This window comes from Neisseria sp. WLZKY-1 (genome assembly GCF_046546535.1).
Taxonomy (GTDB): domain Bacteria; phylum Pseudomonadota; class Gammaproteobacteria; order Burkholderiales; family Neisseriaceae; genus Neisseria.
The window spans coordinates 1-17,325 of the sequence record NZ_JBKGTW010000020.1 but is presented as its reverse complement, the minus strand read 5'-3'; the positions used below and the strand labels follow the sequence as shown (position 1 = coordinate 17,325).

Sequence of the window (17,325 nt, the reverse complement as noted above, 5' to 3'; positions counted from 1 at the left end):
TCCTAAAATCGCGTGATGATACGGCCTGAACGGCGCGGGGAAACACCCGCCGCCGCTTCCAGCCGCGTAATTTCCTGCTGCCAGAACCGTATCTGCTTCAATAAATCGGCAAGGCTGGAAAACTCCATTTCGCGGTCTTTGATTTTGTACCGCTTGGTCATGCCCCTGCCTGCCGCATGTTCCTTGTAGGCTTTTCGAAGGCTGTTCAGAATTTCTCGCGCTTCTTCAAGCTCTACCGCATACTCATTACCGTTCATTTTCAGACGGCCTCTTTTGCATAAAATTTACTGACGCCTTCCTCGAAACGCTCTTCCACCAAGCCTTCCTCAATCAGCGTATCAATATCGCGGCGGGCAAGAATCCAGCCGCTCCACTTCTGCTTTCCATACACCTCATTGGCAACACCGGTCGATGTGCAACCCGGATGCGTCCGAATGTGTGATAGAACCTGTTCTTTTTCGTTCATGGTTAATACCGTAAAAAAGCCGTCTGAATTTCAGACGGCCTGAATCAATAATTGGTAGCGAAGTTACCGCCCTTACGCCGCCTGTTTGCCGCAAAACCGCCGCCATTGTCGGCCTTCGGTTTTTCCTGTGCCTGTTCGGCAGGTTTCGGTTCGGCAAACAGTTCCGACTGCAACAGCGCGTTTTCGTATAACGCCCATTTTGCCGACGACATGGTATGCGTGCCGACCGAGCGGGCGGCGTGCAGGGCATAGACTTCGCAGTCCAATGCCTCGTTTCGTACGCCGACTTTTTTCTGCCAAACCTTTTTGTGCTTGTTCATGCGGCTGGGTACTTTGACTTCGCTCAACAACTGGCCGCAGTAGTCGGCGCGGACATCTTTGTAAAAGTGCATCCGCCCTGCCCCGCTTCCTTCCAGATTGATGCGCGCATGCTCGTCTATCAGCAAGTCCTTCGCCCGCGATACGCCGACGCTGTATACCTGCACGCCGAATTTGTCGGCCTTGGTGTTTTTGTGCTTCAAGTCAATCGCCCGCGCCCGACTGAAAATCTCTTTATCGGGGTTGGTGCTGCCCTTGACCGCCATCACATTCACCGCTTTCACGCCGCGGCAGCCGCGCACAAAGTGATACACCGCGTCGGAGGTATTGCCGTCCGAACTGTCTATCGATACCGCCGCGATTTTCATTCCCGCGCCGGTTTCGTGCTTGTAGGCCGTCTGAAAAATCATCTCGGCCAGTTTGCGCCACACGTCGGATTTGACGTCCACCGTGTTGCCGTGGATTTCGCCCCACCAAACCAGCCAGCTTTCCTCGCCTCGCCCCCATGCGCGGATGATGACGGCCAGCCGGTCATGTTGCACGTCCACGCCCATCGTCAGAATCAGGCCGCCTCGCGGTACGGTGTTTTCGGCGTAGTCTTCGCCGCGTTCTGCCAGTTCGTCTTCCTTCACGCCGTCGTTGGTCATCTCAAACGGAATGCCGATGGACGAATTGACGAAGGCAATCATCGGCGATATATCGCCGTTGTCCGCTTCGTATTGCGCGGTCAACCATTTTTTCATCAGTTCGGAAAACACACTGCCGGGGAACGGGCTGTATAGCTCGTTCAGGTAAAAACCTGCGGTGCCGTGAAAAGGCGCGGTCGCCTGCCACCAACCGCGCCGCACATTACGGTTTTTCTGCATATCGTTCCACACCGCGCCGCAGTTCGGGCAGGTGTAATGCGCCGTTTCCGGCAGCTTTTTGCCGAAAACGGGATGGTTGCCGTTCGGGTCTTCGTCACAAGAAAGGTAATCGAAGCTCAACACATGGGCTTCGCCGCATTCGTGGCACGGCACCATGCCGACGCGCTTGTCCGACAACTCCATTTCGGCGGCGATTGTCGAGACGCCCGCAATAGTCGGCGTACCGCCTAATACGATTTTCGGGCGGCGGTAGGTTTTGGTGCGCTCCTTCGCCAGCTTGATGCTGTCGCCCTGACCGCGCAGGTTCAGGTTACAGTCGTCCGGCTCTTCCACACACACAATCGGCACCGGCGACGATTTCACACTGGCGGGGCTGTTACTGCCCACCAGCTTCAGAAAACCTCCGGGGAATTTCTTGAACAACTGCCGCTGCCCTTGCGCACGGATACGGGTATCGACTTTCTCGCGCAAGGCGGGCGTCGCTTCGACCATCGGAACGAATTTTTCGTCCATGTACTCTTTAGCCGCCCCCTCTTTCGGGAACAGAACCAGTATCGGACTGGGCTCGGTATCGATGGATTTGCCCAAAAAGTTACCCAGCACACCCGAAGTCCACGCCACTTGCGCCGACTTCTGGCAAACAACCACTTGCACGGACGGGTCGTCCAGCGCATCAAGCGGGCTGTTTTCCCATGCCAGATACGGCGTTACGTCCAAAACGTATTTGCCCGGTCGGGCGGCCTCTATGCTGGAAAGATAGCGGTACTTGTTCGCCCAGTCGCGGGTTTTAATTTTGCGCGGCGGTGCCCATTTCCGGCACGCCTGCCGCAACACCCGCGCCACCGTTTCAGCCATCCGCGCCTGCATATCCGCCATTGTCGTCTGCATCGTCTTCCGCTCCATAATTCGCCAGCTTTTCCAACGCTTTGTTTATATGCGAAGCAATAGCATCAGGATCGATTTCCACCCCCGCCGTCGCACTCAACTCTATCGCCAACTGCTCCGGCAAAGTGAGAAACTCCGTGCGCGCAGCCAAAATATGGTCAGCCCATGCACGTTCGAATAAAGCGGCTGGAGCTAATTCACCCGTGCGCTCCTTTAAATCAAGTTCTATTGCATCTGCTTTCAGCCTGTCCAGCCTGTCGCGGGGTTTTTCCTTATTCAGCCGCTCCAACTCCCGCTGCACCATCCAGCGGATAACCGCCGCACTTTCATATTCATTGGCCTGCCCTCGGTTGTCCGCATAACTGGCAACCGGCAAACCTTCCTTTTGCCATTCCGTCAGCGACCGTTCGGAAACACCAACAATTTCCGAAAGCTGCCTTTTGTTCACCAGCATAACGACCTTTACCCCTCAAAACTCACCCAACCCAAACTATTTGACCCAAATAAATCAACCTACCCAGCAAAAATAAAAAACCAAGTCCAATCAAAAACTAAATCTAATAAAACCACTCTATCAAAACCAAGTAAGGAAGCTAATACAACCTGTCGCTTAACAGAAATCGGGGCGCGAATTACCCGCGTGCCCCAAACCCTCGGAAGTACCTTAACGGGCTGTTTTTATTGCAGCAGCCAATTCGGCGGCAAAAATCTGCCGGCCTTCTGCCGCAGCGACCTCTTTAGCCGTCTCAAAATACCGCAGGCGTTTGTTGTAATCGGCCTTGCCGACATAAATTAAAAGAGCTTCGACTTTCGGTTTCGATCCGCGAGTTTTTTTCTTGCGCTTTCCCCGCCGATACAATCCGGGAACCAATTTGCCATGCGGTTTGAGTAATGCAAAATGCGTGCCTTCCGCCACCCCGCGAACCATTGCCTTGAAAGCCGATAATGTAATATTGCCGTGCCGGTCAAGCCGGACGGAATCCGACGGCACAATTTTATGGTCAGCCGGCATCAGGCCATGAGCAACGAAAAAGTTTTCCACTGCTTTTGCCCGCCGGCCGCCGCCGGTAATCTGCGCCTGCAAATATTTACCCGCACTTCGCCCGCCCGCGCCGTCTTTGAAATCGACAATAGCCAATAAATTTGATTTATCGGCATATTGCCTAATAAATAGGCTATTTAGCGTCCAAGCAATCGGATTAAAAAACACCGTCTTCATTTCCTCTTTTTCCGCCTCAATCACTCGAGCTGCCAATTTATTCAGCGCATTTTTTGCCGCAAACGGAATCTGCCTTTTGTGCAGATCATCCACTTGAGCAACCGCTGCATTTAAATCTACATCCACCCGAAACATTTAACGCCACGCAAAAAGTAAGGCCGCCTGAATTTCAGACGGCCTATTTAATGATTAAAAACGGAAAATGAAAAAGCTGCGTTAACCGCACATACAGTTAAACACAGCTTGCCATGATTTAAACAGTTTTCAGGGAAACCGTCAACAGGCTTTTAACAATTTTTTAACAGCTAAATCCGCCTTGAGATTCATCCGCGCCCGCTTAACTCTATCTTCATAAGCTGCACGACTAATACCAAACGCCCGCGCCTTTGCCTCTTGAGTCCCAATTCGACGATACTCCGCCATAATCGCCTCTTTGCGATTCGGATTCAGCCGACAAATCGCCTGATCCATCACGCTAGCTATTCCATCGCCATCAACGCCATAAGGCAGGATAGCTGCAAATTCCGTTCGCGGCGGCAGGTTGCCCGCCGCCATCAAACGGTTAAAACGACTGCAGCCGAAGCCTAAACCGTTGTCCTCTCGTTTGGCAGACCATTCCGCCCACCATTCCAAAAGCAAATCCAATTCAAATTTCATTTTCCGTGCGATTCTTTCCGGCACGGTTATACGCGCTAGCCCCGTCTGGCGGGGCTTTATTTTGCATGGATTATAACAGAAACGATATGATTTTTAAAAGAAAAAAAGCCCGAATAAATCGGGCTTTCATACTGAAAATGCTTGTTCGGAATGGTAAGTTAGGATATAATTTATTCGTCGGTTGGGAAAGAACCGACAGGTAAAACGCCAACCTGCAATCCCGCTTAAGGCACTTTCGGAAGGAATCAAAAATGAGATGGTTCATTTTTATCCTTCTCTTGGTTATTTCGGCTAACGCCTATTAACCTTTGAGAAGCGGTGGGGTGGTAGCACACCCCGCCGTTACTCAAAACTTTAAAGGAAACATCATGGCCTTGTCAAGACAGGAAATTCAAAAGCGCAGCAACGAAAAACGCGGCATCAAAAGCAAGGCGTTTTCGCTGGATGCCGACACGCTGGCATTGTTTGAACGGCTGGCCGCCCAAACAGGCAAATCGCAGGTGCAGATACTCAAAGAAGCCTTGCAGGAATACGCCGCCAAAATATCCTAGCCCGCCGCGCCCGCACAAGCCGTCTGAAAACCGCTTTCAGACGGCCTTTTTACTTTTCCCTTTAAAATCAGGATTTGTGCGTGGAAATGCCCGTTTGTGCGGGGTGCATACCAACCGCAAACCCGCATGGTTATTAGTTTGTGCGGTTTGTGCGTACTTTTTCAATATTCCATATGGAGGAAACAATAAAAAAGGGGTAAAAAGGGCAAAATATGACATGGTGTATAAAACAGACAAAATAAAAGCGCGAAGACTAAATATCGTCTTCGCGCGTATGGGATAACTACCCCGCACAAACCGCACAAACCGCACAAACTAATAACCATGCGGGTTTGCGGGCGGCGGTAGTCCGCACAAACGGTGCAAACCCCGCACAAACGGGCTAAATATTGGGCAGTTCGGCGGCAATATTGAAATCCTCTATCTGGCGGCCGTAATAATCGGCCTTGCTGACGGCAGCGGACGCATCGCGGGCGGTACAGTCCGTGTTCGGCGGCGGGTATTTGGCCCGGTTCGTTTCCGACAGCTGCGGATGCGGCACGGCGAAAAAGCGCAGCGTCCGGTTTTGCGCGCGTATTTTGACCGTGCTGCGGCAGTCGGCCAAGCGTTTGCCGATGTTGGCGTAAAAATTCTTCTGCTGCATGTGGAAGGTTTTTGTGTTGGCGCACCAAGCCTTGTACACCTGCCACAAATCGCCCGCCGCGCAGGAGATGAAGGGCAGATCGAGGTCGCCGCACCGCCAGTCGTCCAAAAAAGCCTCCCAAGAGGGCTTATTGAGATTGACCATCCGCCGTTTGATGGGCGTGGGAAGCGGTTTGCTGTGCGGCGTAAAAGGGCGGCGCACGGGCTGCCACCCGTCCTCCGTCCGTATCCTTTCGGCAGTATACATCAGCGGCAGGGCGCATAGGAAGCGGGCAAATTCTTCAATGCCGCCGTTTTCGATTTCCTCCGCCAGGGCTTCGTATTGTTCGTCGCTGTATTTGCGGTTGCACGACAAGACCATAAAACGCCTGTCGTTGCTCTCAATGGGGATGGAACGCTCGTCGTTGGAAAAGATAATGAAGGAATTGAAGTCGTTGTGCCTTTCCGCATCGCGCCCTTTGCGCTCCACCATAATCACATCCGACGTGATCATGTTTTTCAGCTTGCCGATAACGTTCAGCCGCTCGTCCGACGGGCTGATTTCCTCGAATATCGTTACCAGCGCAAACAGCAGCGCGGCATTGAAGCGCGATTCCAGCGCGTTTTGGTCGAGTTGGCGCAGGTAATCGCCGAACAGCCGCTTCACCACTTTTTCGCCGAAGGTCGATTTTCCCACCCCCTGCGTTTCGGAAATGAATACCAGCGCGGTAGCGGGCTTTTCATGAGGCCGTCTGAAACGGCAGGCCAGCCAGTTCAGCACCCATTCCGTGCAATCCGCGCTCAAATCGCCGTTGCCCGCGCACAGATGGCGGATTAGGCCGATAATGTGGCCGCATTTCGGGAAATGGCCGATCAGCTCCTCCAAAGGCATATCGGTCGGCACCTCGATATCCGGCTCTTCGGCCTTCACGGGCAGGCCGGTAAACATATTGATGTGTCTAACCTCCCCCTTTTTTTCATCCATCACCACGCCGCAGGACATGGAAGGGTCGAACACGTAGTTCTTCATCGGGCAGACCAGCCGCCCGGGCGATTTGCACCAGTCTTCGAATTCTTCGGGTATCGCGGCCTTCACGGCGGCCAGCGATACGATGCATTGCAAATGGCGGTCGAAAGCGTCCGTCGTCCCGTCCAAATAAATATAGCGGTTCAACGCATCCTTGAAATCGTCGCTGACAACGGCCATCGCCTCCAGCTTTTTCTGCTTAATCAGGATGGACGACTGCAATTCGGACAACGTCTTCCGTTCGGGGAAACGCAGCCACGCCGCCACCAGCGGCCGCGAAAACACCTTTTCCAACTGGCTGCGGCTGAAAGTCTCCCCCGTATGCAGGTTCAACGCCTTTTCCTTCAGCCCGATTTGCGCGTAGTTTTCCAGCAAATCCGACGACTGGGGCACATCCTCCGCCAACTCCGCCAAACCCGCGCCTTCCCCTCCGCCGCCGCCCGCCGCATCGGCGCGTGCATTTTCAGACGGCGCATCCTCTTCCCAAAGGCGGCGGAAAGACGGCGGCGCGAAACCTTCGGGCAGCGGCCACGCAACCGCCCAATCCAACATCTCCGCCACCGAAGCCAAAGGCTCGGTATCCTGTATCACATCCGCAATATCGTAGCCCGACGGCCAATCCCCCGGCGGCGGAACGGGCACGATTTTAACTGCGCATTCCAACTCCTCCAGCTTTTCGGCTATCCCCAGCGCGGCCTTCATGCCGGGCTGCTCCAGCCACGGCAGGTAAGGCATACCGTCCGCCGACAGCCCTTCATCCCGGCCTTGTTTCGACAGCTTTTGCCTCTGCCCGTCGCAATCGGGCCAAATCACGACTTCCCGCCCCGACAACGGCGACCAATCCGCCGTTTTCCAGCCGTTGCAGCCGCCCAGCCACGAAATCACCGCCCAATCCTTGAGATACCAATAATCCTGCGCGGCCATGCGGCATTTTTCGCCCTCGACCACCAACACGGGCGCATCGGGCTTCGCGGCCAGATCATTCAACCCAAACAACGGCGTGGGCGCGGCGGGGCGGCGGTTTGCCCACGCCTGCACGCCGTCGTCCGACTGTGCCCAGACAAAAGGCAAATCACTCTTGCCGCCCTCCTCGTCGACAAACCGCTGCACCACGCACAGCGGCCGTCCCCCGGCATCGCGGTATACCGCCCGCAAGCCTTCCGCCTTACTACCCTTGGCATATTGGTAGCACCGCGCGCCCGACAGCGTTTGCAGCCGCGCCTCGTCAAACGGCAGGATGGCCGTCCAATTGCGCCGCTCCCTGCCCGTATTCGGCGTGCCGTGCCACTCCTTCTTCTCCACGGCGGAAAAGTCCCCGATTCGCAGCCGTTCGGCCACGGCCTTCAGCGCCTCTCCCTGATTGCCGTTTGTAAAACAGTAGGCATACAGCGAAATCAAATCGCCGCCCGAATCGCTGGTGGCAAAATCCGACCACTGCCCCGTATGCGTATTGACCACGAACGATCCGAGGTGCTTATCCGCACGGGTCGGATTGAGGGCGTAAAACTCATGCCCCTTATAACGCCCGGACGGCAGCCATTCCGCCAACAGATTGTCGGCGGCGGCAAGGGCTGCGGAAGCCACGTTTTTAAAATCCAGTTTGTCCATATTCAGACGGCCTTTTTACAAAATTCAGGCATAAAAAAAGCCTGCCCCCCCCTAAACAAGGTAGGCAGGTGGAAAATCCCGATGCCGGAAAATATCGGGCGGCGCAGTTAAAAAACTCAAACAGCTTCGGCCAACTCCGGCCAAATCTCTTGCCAGTCATCCGGACGGAGGTCTTTGCGGGTAACCTCTCCATCGGTGGCGGCCTCAATCGCAGCACAACGGACTGGCGGAACGGGGCGGCGGCCTGAAGCCCAACTGCTCACATCTGGCGCATGAGCATCGATTTTTTCGGCCAGCGCTACCAGCGAACCACGCCCGCCGCGCTTTAGGTACTCATTTAAATTCATTTTTATCTCCAACGTTTTTTATAGTTTAGCGAAACGCTAAATAAAAAGCAAGCGTTTCGCGTATAGTATAAATTTAGCAAATTGCTAAAATACAGCATCAGAAAGGGAAAATTTATGAAAACTATCGAAGAAACCTACCGCCAACGCCTACAAATGCTAATTGACGAATACGGCGGACAAGGCAAATTGAGCGAAGCCATCAACAAATCAGCCTCTCAAATTAGCCAATGGCTGAATGCCTCCCCTGATTCTCGAACCGGCAAGCCGCGCTCGCTCAAGTCTGAAACAGCGCGCGAAATAGAAATTGCCACCGGCAAACCGCGCGCATGGTTTGATCAGCCGTTGGATAGCGTAATGATGTTAGGTGGTGACTATATTGTGCCGGAAGGATATATTAAATTCAGTGTGTTAAATGTTAAGGCCCAAATGGGTGTAGGAACATTAGACGATTCCCCGGTTGAGATTGTCGATTTTGTGGCCGTAGCTGAATCATGGGCAAAAACACATTTTGGCGGCGCAATATCACGCATCCACATCATTACTGGCACAGGCGATTCGATGAGTGGCACAATAGAGCCCGATGAAATCCTATTTGTAGATACTGGGATTGATTATTTTGATGGAGATGGGCTTTATGTTATCTATACTCCAGCGGGCAGAAGGGCCAAACGCCTGCAAATGACTTCGACCGGGGTTTTGCTGATAATAAGCGATAACCCCAAATACCGCGATGAAGAAGTTCGCCCGGAAGATTCGGATAATATTCATATTATTGGGAAAATAAAGGGGAGCTGGGGTTTTAAACAATTCCGATAACGCCATTTCCCTCAATAAAGGCTACCTGAAATTTCAGGTAGCCTCTTTTTTATACTTTTTGTGCAAAACGCTAAAAAATATTATCTTTTAAATCAAAACGCTATAAAATAAGCTGCGTTACGCTATTGCTTATATATTAGCGTTACGCTAATATTGATTCCATCAAAACGAAACACCAAGGAATCAACATGAAAACCTACCCGGTCATGCTGCCGCGCCACGGCGGCGAAGACGTCGAAATCGCCTCCATCGCCGAAACAGCAGATGGACGGTGCACCATCCTCCGAAACCACATTCAAACCGACAACAAAGTCGAGGCGCTGGAAATCATCCGCCAACGCTGGCCGCAAGCCTATATCGGCGAATCGGCGCGCGTACTCGACTAAAGGGGCGGGAAAATGGCAAAGATTTTTAACTGGCTCCTGTTTTCAGCATCCCTGCTCCTCATTGCGGCCTACGGCGGATGCGAGGCACAACCCGCGAACACCGCACCGCAGGCATGGAATGCTGAACAAACACAACAGGAAGTGAAAGATCGCATCGCATGGATGAAGCGCATGGATGTCGTAGAGGCTGAAGCTGCCGAAAGGGACGCGAAAGCCGCCAAAGAATTTGAAACCGCAGACCTAGCTAACTGGCATCCGCCCTACGAACCGGTGGAGTAAGGATATGGAAACACAAATCAGATGCACACGGTGCGGCAAGGAAAAGCCCGCAAGCGACTACGCCCGCAAAAACGGCAACGGAAAAATCCTAGTGAAATCCTGCAAAGCCTGCATCGAACAAAAATCCGCCCGCCGCTACGCCCTTTCGGCGCAAGCCGCAGGACTGCCCAACCACGAAACCCCGCCGATGCCCGAAATTTTGAAACCCGCCTATTGGCGGAAATATCCCTAAGCAACCAAAAGGAAACCTGAAATGGAAACCAAAGAAAAGAAAATCATCCCCGCCAGCGTGCAAATACCAAACGTAAACGGCGGCTGGCTAGATGCCGAACTCGGCGAAGCAATGAGTGAAGCCGTCCGCGCCTGCCTGGCACACGGCAAGCAGGCCGAAGTAACCCTCAAACTCAAAATCACGGCGCAAAACATCAGCCACGGCACGGTAAAAATTGCCCACGACGTAACAAGCAAACTGCCAAAAGAAAAACGCGAAGGCGGCATCGTTTTCGCCACCCCCGACGGCAACATCCAAGCCGAAGACCCGGCGCAAGGCAAATTAAACCTTAAAGCAGCCGAAAGCGAAGATAAACCGCTGCGATTCGTCAAAACCGGCGAAAAAACAGCTTAACCCCACGGCGGGGCAACCCGCCGATTAACCACCTAGAAAAGGAAATCCGCAATGGAAAACCAAAAAAACATGATTGAAACCGCACTCGCGGCCGCACAGAAACCTTTTTACGAATTTACCCCGAACGGCACGCCGCTCGTTTTCACACCTGTAGGCGAAGGCGAATGGGAAGTCAAAGCCGACACTTCACTACTGGAAAAGCCCTTGCGCAAAAAAGGAGCCTTCATCCTGCATGATACCGCAAGCCTGATTAAATTTGTTCAAAAACACAAACAGGAAGGCACACAAGTTTTCATTGATGCAGACTTTAAAACAGGCCGGATATCCGTTCGCGCCGTTATCGACGGACACACCGCCACAGAAGCAGGCTGGTGCGGATTCCACGCCCATTACAATCCAATGCTCACCCCTGCCGCCTCAAGATGGCTGGATTCAAGCGGCGAAAAAATGAATCAGGCAACCTTCGCCCATTTTTTAACCGCCCACGCCCGCCACATCGTATCGAAAAACCCCGCGAACGAAGCCGCCGCCTACCCGACTGCCGCCGAAGTGCTGGATTTTGCCCTCAATCTTGAGTACACCGAAAAAACCACCTTCAAACAAGGCTACCGCGAACAAGACGGCCGCATCAACTTCACTTTCCAAAGCGAAGATTCGGGGCAAACCGAAAAAAACCTGAAAGCCTTCGAGCGATTCGGCATCTCCTTTACCCCCTATCAAGGTGGAGATTCCTACTTTGTCGAGGCCCTGCTGAAATTCCGCATCGACAAAAACAGCGGCGCACTAAACCTATGGTACGAACTGCAACAAATTGACGCCATCATCGAACAGGCCGCCAAAGACATTGCAGACGAACTGCAAAAAGCCCTGGCCGACACGGAAATCTACTTCGGCAAATTCTAAACATCACAAAGGCCGTCTGAACATACAGACGGCCAACCCAAAAAACGGCACGCCATGAATACCTGCCTAAACTGCCGCCACTGGCAAACCACAAAAATAGGGAAAAGCGGAGAACCGGAACCCGCGCCACTCCTGCAACACAAACTGGCCGCCTGCACACACGGCGAAAACTGGCACTACCTGCCGGCACGCCACACATGCCCCAAACACCAAGCCATCAGCCAACCGGCACTACAACGGCGGGAAGACAAAATCGCCGAACTGCAAAAAGGAAACCGATCATGACACACACCCCTGCACTCGACACCGGCTTCATGCTTGCCCTGCGCTACCGTAACCCTGTCATCACACTAGAAACCGCCTGCGCCGATTTCATGCCACACCTAAGCATAGACATCGCCCGCCGCCGCGCCAAAGTGCAGACCCTACCCTTCCCCGTCTTTCAAGCCGACAAATCACAAAAAACCACCTATTTCGTCAATGTTGCCGATATCGCCGCATGGTTGGAATCTATCCGTGAAGAAGCATCGGAAACATGGACAAAAATGAACAATATGGAATAAGGATGATGCTAAACAAAGCCATCCTAATCGGCCGCTTAGGCCGCGACCCCGAAGTGCGCTACATGCCCAACAGCGAGGCCGTCTGAAAATGCGCTACGGCAGCCTGTGTAGCGGCATAGAAGCCGCATCCGTGGCGTGGGAACCGTTGGGTTGGCAGCCCGCATGGTTCGCCGAAATCGAGCCGTTCCCCTGCGCCGTCCTATCCCATCATTGGCCGCACATCCCCAACCACGGCGACATGACCCTGCTTGTCGGTAAAATCCTCTCCGGCGCGGTGGAAGCGCCCGACATCCTTGTCGGCGGCACGCCCTGCCAGGCCTTTTCTGTGGCCGGGTTGCGCGGCAGTTTGGGCGACGAGCGAGGCAATTTAACCTTAGTCTTGATTAGGATATTAGATGCAATTGACTTTATTCGCGCCCGAAACGGGCAGCCGCCCTGCATCCTCGTTTGGGAAAACGTGCCGGGCGTACTCAGCACCAAAGACAACGCCTTCGGATGTTTTTTGGGTGGACTGGCCGGAGAAGATATGCCGCTCGTCCTGGCAGGGCAGAGATGGACGAACGCAGGTTATGTGCTTGGACACAAACGCCGCATCGCGTGGCGTATCCTTGACGCGCAATATTTCGGAGTCCCCCAACGCCGCCGCCGCGTCTTCCTTGTCGCAAGTGCTGGAAGCGAAGACCCCGCAGAAATACTTTTTGAGCGGCAAAGCCAAGCGGGGAATACTATTGAGGGCGCAACGCAGGGGGAAAACCCTACCGCCTTTATTGAAAGCAGCTTTGGAACTTACAGACAGTCCGAAATCGGAGGGACGGTAAAAGCGAGCGGAGGCGCACTGCAAGGCGGCAGCGAAACCCTGATTGTCGTGCACGGCAACATTATTGACAAAAACCCGGAAGGCACGAGCGGATGCGCGGGGCTGGGCATATCAAGCGACGGCACGGCCTATACATTAACCGCCCGTGACCGCCACGCCGTTTCAGACGGCCTGCAGGTACGCAGATTCTCGCCGATCGAATGCGAAAGGCTGCAAGGCTTCTCCGACAACTACACGCTAATCCCGTGGCGCGGCAAACCCGCCGCCGACTGCCCGGACGGTTCGCGCTACAAAGCAATCGGCAACAGCATGGCCGTGCCAGTGATGCGCTGGATAGGCCAGCGCATCCGGCAATTAATCCCAAGCAATCCAAATTAAGGAGCAATCATGATCCAAACATTCCAGCAAATCCGCGAATGGGCAGAAGCCCGCAACCTTATCGTAGGCAGCGACAGTTTCCGACAGCTCGCGAAACTCGTAGAAGAGACAGGTGAACTGGCCGCTGATATTTCCCGTGGCCGCCAGCGCACCAAGATAGCCGACAGCATCGGTGATTGTGTAGTCGTGCTGACTATCCTGGCCGCACAGAACGGCTTGCAGATAGAAGATTGCATCGCCCAAGCCTATGACGAAATCAAAGACCGGCGGGGCGTAATGAAAGATGGCGTGTTTGTGAAAGAGGAAGATGTGTGATGACACCCGAAAGAATCGAACAAGAGCGCCTGGCGTTTGAGGCGTGGATGGCCGAGCTATATCCAACCAATCCGCAGACGGAACGAGTAGGCGACGAATACAGCCGCCTCGGCACGCAGTACAAATGGGAAGGCTGGCAAGCCAAAGCCGCCCAACCCGAATGGATAAGCGTGGAGGACAGGCTACCTGAAATAGGCACAAGGGTGCTGTTATGCGGTAGATACGAAGGTAAAGGCATTATCGCCTATTGCGCTATTGGTTATTTTGACGGCAAAACGTACCGCGAACACTGGGGCGCGGATATTAACGCTACGGCGGCAATAACCCACTGGCAACCGCTTCCCGCTCCGCCTGAAGGAGATTGAAAAGCACAAACAGGCTGCAAACGCAGCCTGTTTTTTGTTGCAAAATCGGATACTTTTACAAAAAAATTAAAGGAAACACTTGACCTTTATTATAGGTTATCCTATAATTATTCCAACGATTAGGAATAAAGAAATCCCGCTGCGGGAACAGCGGGAAATCCGAAAAAGAAAGGAGGTGATGAAGATGATAAGATTCCTAATCTTGGTGGTTTTACTAGTAATCAGCTACCCAGCCTACTAATAAAACTGTGTGATTAACCAAAGGGCGGCGGCAACGCCGCCCATTCCCAACCACCTTTCTGCAATCACTTTACCCGAAAGAAAAAACCATGTCAAACGCCAACACCAAACACAGCAAAGCCCTACGAAAAGCAACAACCGCTAAATGGCAACGCGAAAAACTCGAACGCGGAGAACTTGCCCAAATCCTTATTCGTGCAGACGCAGAAACAATCAACAATTTCAAAGCAATACTAGAAGAAATCGGTGGAAGCCGCCCAGAAGCTCTACGCAAACTATACCAATTTTACCAAGCAAAAAAATAACAGTGCTATTGTGCCATATTTGCACCATTTCATACATATAAATTATAAGTAATTGATATTTTTTATTTTATTTTAAATATCAATCCCATCGAGCATGGGAGCCACGGATAGGCGGCGAGAACCAATATAATCAGCATCTTGTATGTTTTTATTTGTTTTTTCTTGGTTTTTTGTTTGTAACATTTTCGGTTATTTCGTATTATTTTTGCTTATTTCCGCTTTTCTATTGTACCATAATTGCACCTTTTTTCTGATTTTGAGAGATGGTGCAAATGGGCACGATTACAAAGCGCACAAATCCCAGCGGGGCGGTTGTTTGGCGAGCACAAATCCGCATCAACAAGGCAGACATGCCGACATATAGCGAGTCTAAAACATTTAGTAAAAAATCACTAGCAACAGAATGGCTGAAACGCCGCGAAGCGGAAATTGAAGCAAATCCGGATTTGATATTAGGCATAAACAAAAAGAGAATGCCGACACTAAAGGCGGCAATTGAAAGCTATTTATCGGAATTGCCGCAAATAGGCAGAAGTAAAAAGCAAGGGCTTTTACTTTTACGCAATTTTGATATTGCCAAACTACCACTGGATAAAATCACGCGCGACCGCGTGGCGGAATATGCGCGCCAACGACGCGCTGGCGTAGCAAAAATCGGGCTGGCAGCGGTACAACCGGCAACGGTTTTACAAGACATCCAATACATGCGGGTTATTATCAAACATGCGTTTTACGTTTGGAATTTAAAGGTTAGCTGGCAGGAAATCGAATTTGCGCTTGAAGGGCTGCAGCGCGGGCGGATCGTCAGCCGCCCAACAATACGGAACCGTCTGCCGACAGGCGAGGAGTTGCAACTGCTGACCAACCATTTCTACAAGATGTACGCTATTGTGAAAAGCACCGTCATTCCGATGCACCTGATTATGTGGCTGGCGATTTATACCTGCCGCCGCCAAGACGAAATTTGCCGTATGATGCTGTCCAATTACGACAAAAGGCACGAAGAATGGATGATTCAAGACATCAAACACCCGGACGGCAGCAGAGGGAATAATAAATCGTTTGCTGTCAGCAAAAATGCACAGGAAATTATCAAAGAATTGCTGCAAGATTCGGTGCAGCAGGGGATGGCAAAACTAGAAGGCAGAAAAGGAAGCCTTGTGCCGCTGAAAGCCACCAGCATCAGTGCGCAGTTTACCCGCGCCTGCTGTGTTTTGGATATTCATGATTTGCGGTTTCACGACTTGCGGCACGAAGGCGCAACACGGTTGGCTGAAGATGGTGCAACCATCCCGCAAATGCAACGGGTAACGTTGCACGACAGCTGGAGCAGTCTGCAACGCTACGTCAACCTACGCCGCCGCGGCGAACGGCTCGAATTTGCCGAAGCCATCAAAGTTGCCCGCGACTTATTTAAAGATTGCTGATTCAGTCTGTAGGCTGCTTAAACTGTTTGGACACCGCGCCGCCATACGCCTGCCATTCCCTCAAATCGGCGGCCTGACTGTCGGCTGTTTCTGCCAGTCCCGCATATTCCGCAGCGCATTTTCCGAGTAGCTCCCAGCCTTCGGCACTTTCCGCGCCATCAGGTGCGGCGGCGGTTGCAGCGGTTGCGGGCAGGTCTCGGCGGCCACTTTGCCGGGTGGCGTGTTGGCGCAGGCGGTCAAGCTCAAGGCGCATAGCACCAATAGATTTTTCAGCATCTTGTCTTTCCTTTTCCAGTTCGGTTTGCCTTTCGGCCAGTTCGGCGGCGGCGCGGCGTTCTTTCTCACGCGCGGCAGCCGCCTGTTTGTTGGCGGCTTCGGCCAGCGCAAGGCTGATTTCGGCGGCTTTGTCCGCCTGCCCGCGCCGGTATTGCGCGCTGCGGTCATGCTGCCATGCGGCAAACAACAGGCTGATCACCGCCAGCGCGGCGAGGAGTTTCCAGTAATTCAATTTACTCATACTTTTTCAGCATTTCCCGATAATTTTTGATTTCGCGCCCGGTAAACTCAAAAGCCGCCAAGTCTGCTTTTTCGCCAGCTTCGCGGCTTTTGGCTTCCCATTCGGCAATCATGCGCTCGCAAAATTCCCGATAGCCCATGCTACGCCTCGCTTACGCCTGCCGCCGCCGTGGCGGTGGTAACGGGCAGGTTGTAGCGTTCGGGCGACGGCATCGAAGGGACGGGCTTGCCGTCGACTAATTTAGACGGCCAGTAGCAGCCGTCAATATCCGCAGCATTAAAAGGCACGACGGACACGGCATTACCCTGATTGCCGCCCAAGCCCAAGATGCGCCCCTGTTTGTCTTTGCCGACCACAAAAAACACATGGCCGCCGCCCTTGCGCGATTTGACGGCGATGCAGCCGTAAGCGGGTTTAGACAACTTGGTCAGTCCTGCTTCTGCCCACGCCTTCGCGCGGTACCAGTCTTTGATGACGGCGCGTCCGCCCTTGCCCAGGCAATAGCCGACAAACAGGCCGCACCACGGCGTTTCGTCTTCAAAATACCAAGACTTCGCCGCACCGGGGGAATTCCCCATTTCCTTCAGCCATTCGACAATCTTCGGGTTATGCTTCGCGCCGACGATTTCTTTCAGGCCGATGTGCTTCTTGGCTTCCGCCATCCATGGTAATTCAGTCATTTCTTTATCCTCCAAAGTGTTACCAATCTTTCGCGTCCCGATGGCGCAGCCGCCATGTCTGCGCCATGAAGTAGGATGCGATGCCTACGTTTAAAAAAACCTCGTGCGGGTTGCGCGTCTGCCCCGACAGGTTGGATGCGGCCA

At 53.1% G+C, this 17,325-nt stretch carries 25 protein-coding genes and 1 pseudogene; 15 read left to right on the top strand and 11 right to left on the bottom strand.

Annotated elements, in window-relative coordinates:
• Nucleotides 1–2: 2 nt before the first annotated feature.
• From ACLD9W_RS06945 to ACLD9W_RS06920, 6 genes are all read right to left on the bottom strand, one after another.
• Nucleotides 3–257: a hypothetical protein gene (locus tag ACLD9W_RS06945; protein WP_410841339.1), complete on the bottom strand. Its 255-nt coding sequence runs from the start codon at nt 255–257 to the stop codon at nt 3–5.
• 2 nt (nt 258–259) lie between these two features.
• Nucleotides 260–466, bottom strand: coding sequence for a hypothetical protein (locus ACLD9W_RS06940; protein WP_003757661.1), 207 nt, complete (start codon nt 464–466; stop codon nt 260–262).
• A 44-nt stretch (nt 467–510) separates the two neighbouring features.
• Complete coding sequence (locus ACLD9W_RS06935) at nt 511–2,538, bottom strand: phage terminase large subunit family protein (RefSeq protein WP_410841338.1); 2,028 nt, start codon at nt 2,536–2,538, stop codon at nt 511–513.
• Nucleotides 2,498–2,989: a terminase small subunit gene (locus ACLD9W_RS06930; protein WP_410841337.1), complete on the bottom strand. Its 492-nt coding sequence runs from the start codon at nt 2,987–2,989 to the stop codon at nt 2,498–2,500. Before ACLD9W_RS06930 ends, ACLD9W_RS06935 begins: the two co-directional genes overlap by 41 nt.
• Before the next feature lie 210 nt (nt 2,990–3,199).
• Nucleotides 3,200–3,889 carry a hypothetical protein gene (locus tag ACLD9W_RS06925; RefSeq protein ID WP_410841336.1) on the bottom strand — a complete coding sequence of 230 codons (690 nt, stop codon included), beginning with the start codon at nt 3,887–3,889 and terminating at the stop codon, nt 3,200–3,202.
• Nucleotides 3,890–4,030: 141 nt separating this feature from the next.
• Nucleotides 4,031–4,411, bottom strand: a complete 381-nt coding sequence (locus ACLD9W_RS06920; protein ID WP_410841335.1) for a hypothetical protein — start codon at nt 4,409–4,411, stop codon at nt 4,031–4,033.
• Nucleotides 4,412–4,779: 368 nt separating this feature from the next.
• Here ACLD9W_RS06920 and ACLD9W_RS06915 point away from each other — a divergent pair, with 368 nt between their 5' ends.
• Nucleotides 4,780–4,962 (top strand): ribbon-helix-helix protein, CopG family, encoded by a 183-nt coding sequence (locus ACLD9W_RS06915; RefSeq protein ID WP_204812089.1) that lies wholly within the window; start codon nt 4,780–4,782, stop codon nt 4,960–4,962.
• A gap of 382 nt (nt 4,963–5,344) precedes the next feature.
• Here the strand turns inward: ACLD9W_RS06915 and ACLD9W_RS06910 are convergent, their stop codons facing one another.
• Both ACLD9W_RS06910 and ACLD9W_RS06905 read right to left on the bottom strand, forming a co-directional pair.
• A complete protein-coding gene (locus ACLD9W_RS06910; protein WP_410841334.1) occupies nt 5,345–8,218 on the bottom strand; it encodes a DUF5906 domain-containing protein in 2,874 nt (957 codons plus the stop codon).
• A gap of 116 nt (nt 8,219–8,334) precedes the next feature.
• On the bottom strand, nt 8,335–8,565 hold the full coding sequence (locus ACLD9W_RS06905; protein ID WP_410841333.1) for a transcriptional regulator: 231 nt from the start codon (nt 8,563–8,565) through the stop codon (nt 8,335–8,337).
• A 114-nt stretch (nt 8,566–8,679) separates the two neighbouring features.
• Here ACLD9W_RS06905 and ACLD9W_RS06900 point away from each other — a divergent pair, with 114 nt between their 5' ends.
• From ACLD9W_RS06900 to xerC, 14 genes and pseudogenes are all read left to right on the top strand, one after another.
• A complete protein-coding gene (locus tag ACLD9W_RS06900) occupies nt 8,680–9,381 on the top strand; it encodes a S24 family peptidase (protein ID WP_410841332.1) in 702 nt (233 codons plus the stop codon).
• A gap of 188 nt (nt 9,382–9,569) precedes the next feature.
• Nucleotides 9,570–9,767, top strand: coding sequence for a hypothetical protein (locus ACLD9W_RS06895; protein WP_410841331.1), 198 nt, complete (start codon nt 9,570–9,572; stop codon nt 9,765–9,767).
• 12 nt (nt 9,768–9,779) lie between these two features.
• Nucleotides 9,780–10,046, top strand: a complete 267-nt coding sequence (locus tag ACLD9W_RS06890) for a hypothetical protein (protein ID WP_410841330.1) — start codon at nt 9,780–9,782, stop codon at nt 10,044–10,046.
• A 4-nt stretch (nt 10,047–10,050) separates the two neighbouring features.
• Nucleotides 10,051–10,278 (top strand): hypothetical protein, encoded by a 228-nt coding sequence (locus ACLD9W_RS06885; protein ID WP_410841329.1) that lies wholly within the window; start codon nt 10,051–10,053, stop codon nt 10,276–10,278.
• Nucleotides 10,279–10,299: 21 nt separating this feature from the next.
• Nucleotides 10,300–10,671: a hypothetical protein gene (locus ACLD9W_RS06880; RefSeq protein WP_410841328.1), complete on the top strand. Its 372-nt coding sequence runs from the start codon at nt 10,300–10,302 to the stop codon at nt 10,669–10,671.
• 51 nt (nt 10,672–10,722) lie between these two features.
• Nucleotides 10,723–11,574: a DUF2303 family protein gene (locus tag ACLD9W_RS06875; RefSeq protein ID WP_410841327.1), complete on the top strand. Its 852-nt coding sequence runs from the start codon at nt 10,723–10,725 to the stop codon at nt 11,572–11,574.
• Nucleotides 11,575–11,628: 54 nt separating this feature from the next.
• The gene (locus ACLD9W_RS06870) at nt 11,629–11,859 is read left to right on the top strand and encodes a hypothetical protein (RefSeq protein ID WP_204812079.1); all 231 of its coding nucleotides are present in this window, start codon (nt 11,629–11,631) and stop codon (nt 11,857–11,859) included.
• A complete protein-coding gene (locus ACLD9W_RS06865; protein WP_410841326.1) occupies nt 11,856–12,137 on the top strand; it encodes a pyocin activator PrtN family protein in 282 nt (93 codons plus the stop codon). The genes ACLD9W_RS06870 and ACLD9W_RS06865 overlap by 4 nt, the downstream gene beginning before the upstream one ends.
• A 2-nt stretch (nt 12,138–12,139) precedes the next feature.
• A pseudogene (locus ACLD9W_RS06860) lies at nt 12,140–12,220 on the top strand (single-stranded DNA-binding protein); the annotation flags it as partial.
• 5 nt (nt 12,221–12,225) lie between these two features.
• A complete protein-coding gene (locus tag ACLD9W_RS06855; RefSeq protein WP_410841325.1) occupies nt 12,226–13,332 on the top strand; it encodes a DNA cytosine methyltransferase in 1,107 nt (368 codons plus the stop codon).
• A gap of 9 nt (nt 13,333–13,341) precedes the next feature.
• The gene (locus ACLD9W_RS06850; RefSeq protein WP_410841324.1) at nt 13,342–13,647 is read left to right on the top strand and encodes a MazG-like family protein; all 306 of its coding nucleotides are present in this window, start codon (nt 13,342–13,344) and stop codon (nt 13,645–13,647) included.
• Nucleotides 13,647–14,012: a DUF551 domain-containing protein gene (locus ACLD9W_RS06845; RefSeq protein WP_410841323.1), complete on the top strand. Its 366-nt coding sequence runs from the start codon at nt 13,647–13,649 to the stop codon at nt 14,010–14,012. The genes ACLD9W_RS06850 and ACLD9W_RS06845 overlap by 1 nt, the downstream gene beginning before the upstream one ends.
• Nucleotides 14,013–14,341: 329 nt before the next feature.
• Complete coding sequence (locus tag ACLD9W_RS06840) at nt 14,342–14,557, top strand: hypothetical protein (RefSeq protein ID WP_410841322.1); 216 nt, start codon at nt 14,342–14,344, stop codon at nt 14,555–14,557.
• 272 nt (nt 14,558–14,829) lie between these two features.
• Nucleotides 14,830–15,984, top strand: a complete 1,155-nt coding sequence (gene xerC, locus ACLD9W_RS06835) for a tyrosine recombinase XerC (RefSeq protein ID WP_410841321.1) — start codon at nt 14,830–14,832, stop codon at nt 15,982–15,984.
• Between the two features lies 1 nt (nt 15,985).
• Here xerC and ACLD9W_RS06830 read toward each other — a convergent pair whose 3' ends face one another.
• Genes ACLD9W_RS06830 through ACLD9W_RS06820 form a run of 3 tightly spaced genes read right to left on the bottom strand, consistent with a single transcriptional unit; the run spans nt 15,986 to nt 17,181 of the window.
• A complete protein-coding gene (locus tag ACLD9W_RS06830; protein ID WP_410841320.1) occupies nt 15,986–16,501 on the bottom strand; it encodes a hypothetical protein in 516 nt (171 codons plus the stop codon).
• On the bottom strand, nt 16,494–16,640 hold the full coding sequence (locus tag ACLD9W_RS06825; protein WP_410841319.1) for a hypothetical protein: 147 nt from the start codon (nt 16,638–16,640) through the stop codon (nt 16,494–16,496). Before ACLD9W_RS06825 ends, ACLD9W_RS06830 begins: the two co-directional genes overlap by 8 nt.
• Before the next feature lies 1 nt (nt 16,641).
• Nucleotides 16,642–17,181: a TIGR02594 family protein gene (locus ACLD9W_RS06820; protein WP_410841318.1), complete on the bottom strand. Its 540-nt coding sequence runs from the start codon at nt 17,179–17,181 to the stop codon at nt 16,642–16,644.
• Nucleotides 17,182–17,325 lie beyond the last annotated feature (144 nt).

Bases quoted from the DNA above. Each gene is read 5' to 3' on its own strand.
- ACLD9W_RS06945 (WP_410841339.1), bottom strand. From the start codon at position 257: ATGAACGGTAATGAGTATGCGGTAGAGCTTGAAGAAGCGCGAGAAATT.
- ACLD9W_RS06940 (WP_003757661.1), bottom strand. From the start codon at position 466: ATGAACGAAAAAGAACAGGTTCTATCACACATTCGGACGCATCCGGGT.
- ACLD9W_RS06935 (WP_410841338.1), bottom strand. From the start codon at position 2,538: ATGCAGACGACAATGGCGGATATGCAGGCGCGGATGGCTGAAACGGTG.
- ACLD9W_RS06930 (WP_410841337.1), bottom strand. From the start codon at position 2,989: ATGCTGGTGAACAAAAGGCAGCTTTCGGAAATTGTTGGTGTTTCCGAA.
- ACLD9W_RS06925 (WP_410841336.1), bottom strand. From the start codon at position 3,889: ATGTTTCGGGTGGATGTAGATTTAAATGCAGCGGTTGCTCAAGTGGAT.
- ACLD9W_RS06920 (WP_410841335.1), bottom strand. From the start codon at position 4,411: ATGAAATTTGAATTGGATTTGCTTTTGGAATGGTGGGCGGAATGGTCT.
- ACLD9W_RS06915 (WP_204812089.1), top strand. From the start codon at position 4,780: ATGGCCTTGTCAAGACAGGAAATTCAAAAGCGCAGCAACGAAAAACGC.
- ACLD9W_RS06910 (WP_410841334.1), bottom strand. From the start codon at position 8,218: ATGGACAAACTGGATTTTAAAAACGTGGCTTCCGCAGCCCTTGCCGCC.
- ACLD9W_RS06905 (WP_410841333.1), bottom strand. From the start codon at position 8,565: ATGAATTTAAATGAGTACCTAAAGCGCGGCGGGCGTGGTTCGCTGGTA.
- ACLD9W_RS06900 (WP_410841332.1), top strand. From the start codon at position 8,680: ATGAAAACTATCGAAGAAACCTACCGCCAACGCCTACAAATGCTAATT.
- ACLD9W_RS06895 (WP_410841331.1), top strand. From the start codon at position 9,570: ATGAAAACCTACCCGGTCATGCTGCCGCGCCACGGCGGCGAAGACGTC.
- ACLD9W_RS06890 (WP_410841330.1), top strand. From the start codon at position 9,780: ATGGCAAAGATTTTTAACTGGCTCCTGTTTTCAGCATCCCTGCTCCTC.
- ACLD9W_RS06885 (WP_410841329.1), top strand. From the start codon at position 10,051: ATGGAAACACAAATCAGATGCACACGGTGCGGCAAGGAAAAGCCCGCA.
- ACLD9W_RS06880 (WP_410841328.1), top strand. From the start codon at position 10,300: ATGGAAACCAAAGAAAAGAAAATCATCCCCGCCAGCGTGCAAATACCA.
- ACLD9W_RS06875 (WP_410841327.1), top strand. From the start codon at position 10,723: ATGGAAAACCAAAAAAACATGATTGAAACCGCACTCGCGGCCGCACAG.
- ACLD9W_RS06870 (WP_204812079.1), top strand. From the start codon at position 11,629: ATGAATACCTGCCTAAACTGCCGCCACTGGCAAACCACAAAAATAGGG.
- ACLD9W_RS06865 (WP_410841326.1), top strand. From the start codon at position 11,856: ATGACACACACCCCTGCACTCGACACCGGCTTCATGCTTGCCCTGCGC.
- ACLD9W_RS06855 (WP_410841325.1), top strand. From the start codon at position 12,226: ATGCGCTACGGCAGCCTGTGTAGCGGCATAGAAGCCGCATCCGTGGCG.
- ACLD9W_RS06850 (WP_410841324.1), top strand. From the start codon at position 13,342: ATGATCCAAACATTCCAGCAAATCCGCGAATGGGCAGAAGCCCGCAAC.
- ACLD9W_RS06845 (WP_410841323.1), top strand. From the start codon at position 13,647: ATGACACCCGAAAGAATCGAACAAGAGCGCCTGGCGTTTGAGGCGTGG.
- ACLD9W_RS06840 (WP_410841322.1), top strand. From the start codon at position 14,342: ATGTCAAACGCCAACACCAAACACAGCAAAGCCCTACGAAAAGCAACA.
- xerC (WP_410841321.1), top strand. From the start codon at position 14,830: ATGGGCACGATTACAAAGCGCACAAATCCCAGCGGGGCGGTTGTTTGG.
- ACLD9W_RS06830 (WP_410841320.1), bottom strand. From the start codon at position 16,501: ATGAGTAAATTGAATTACTGGAAACTCCTCGCCGCGCTGGCGGTGATC.
- ACLD9W_RS06825 (WP_410841319.1), bottom strand. From the start codon at position 16,640: ATGGGCTATCGGGAATTTTGCGAGCGCATGATTGCCGAATGGGAAGCC.
- ACLD9W_RS06820 (WP_410841318.1), bottom strand. From the start codon at position 17,181: ATGACTGAATTACCATGGATGGCGGAAGCCAAGAAGCACATCGGCCTG.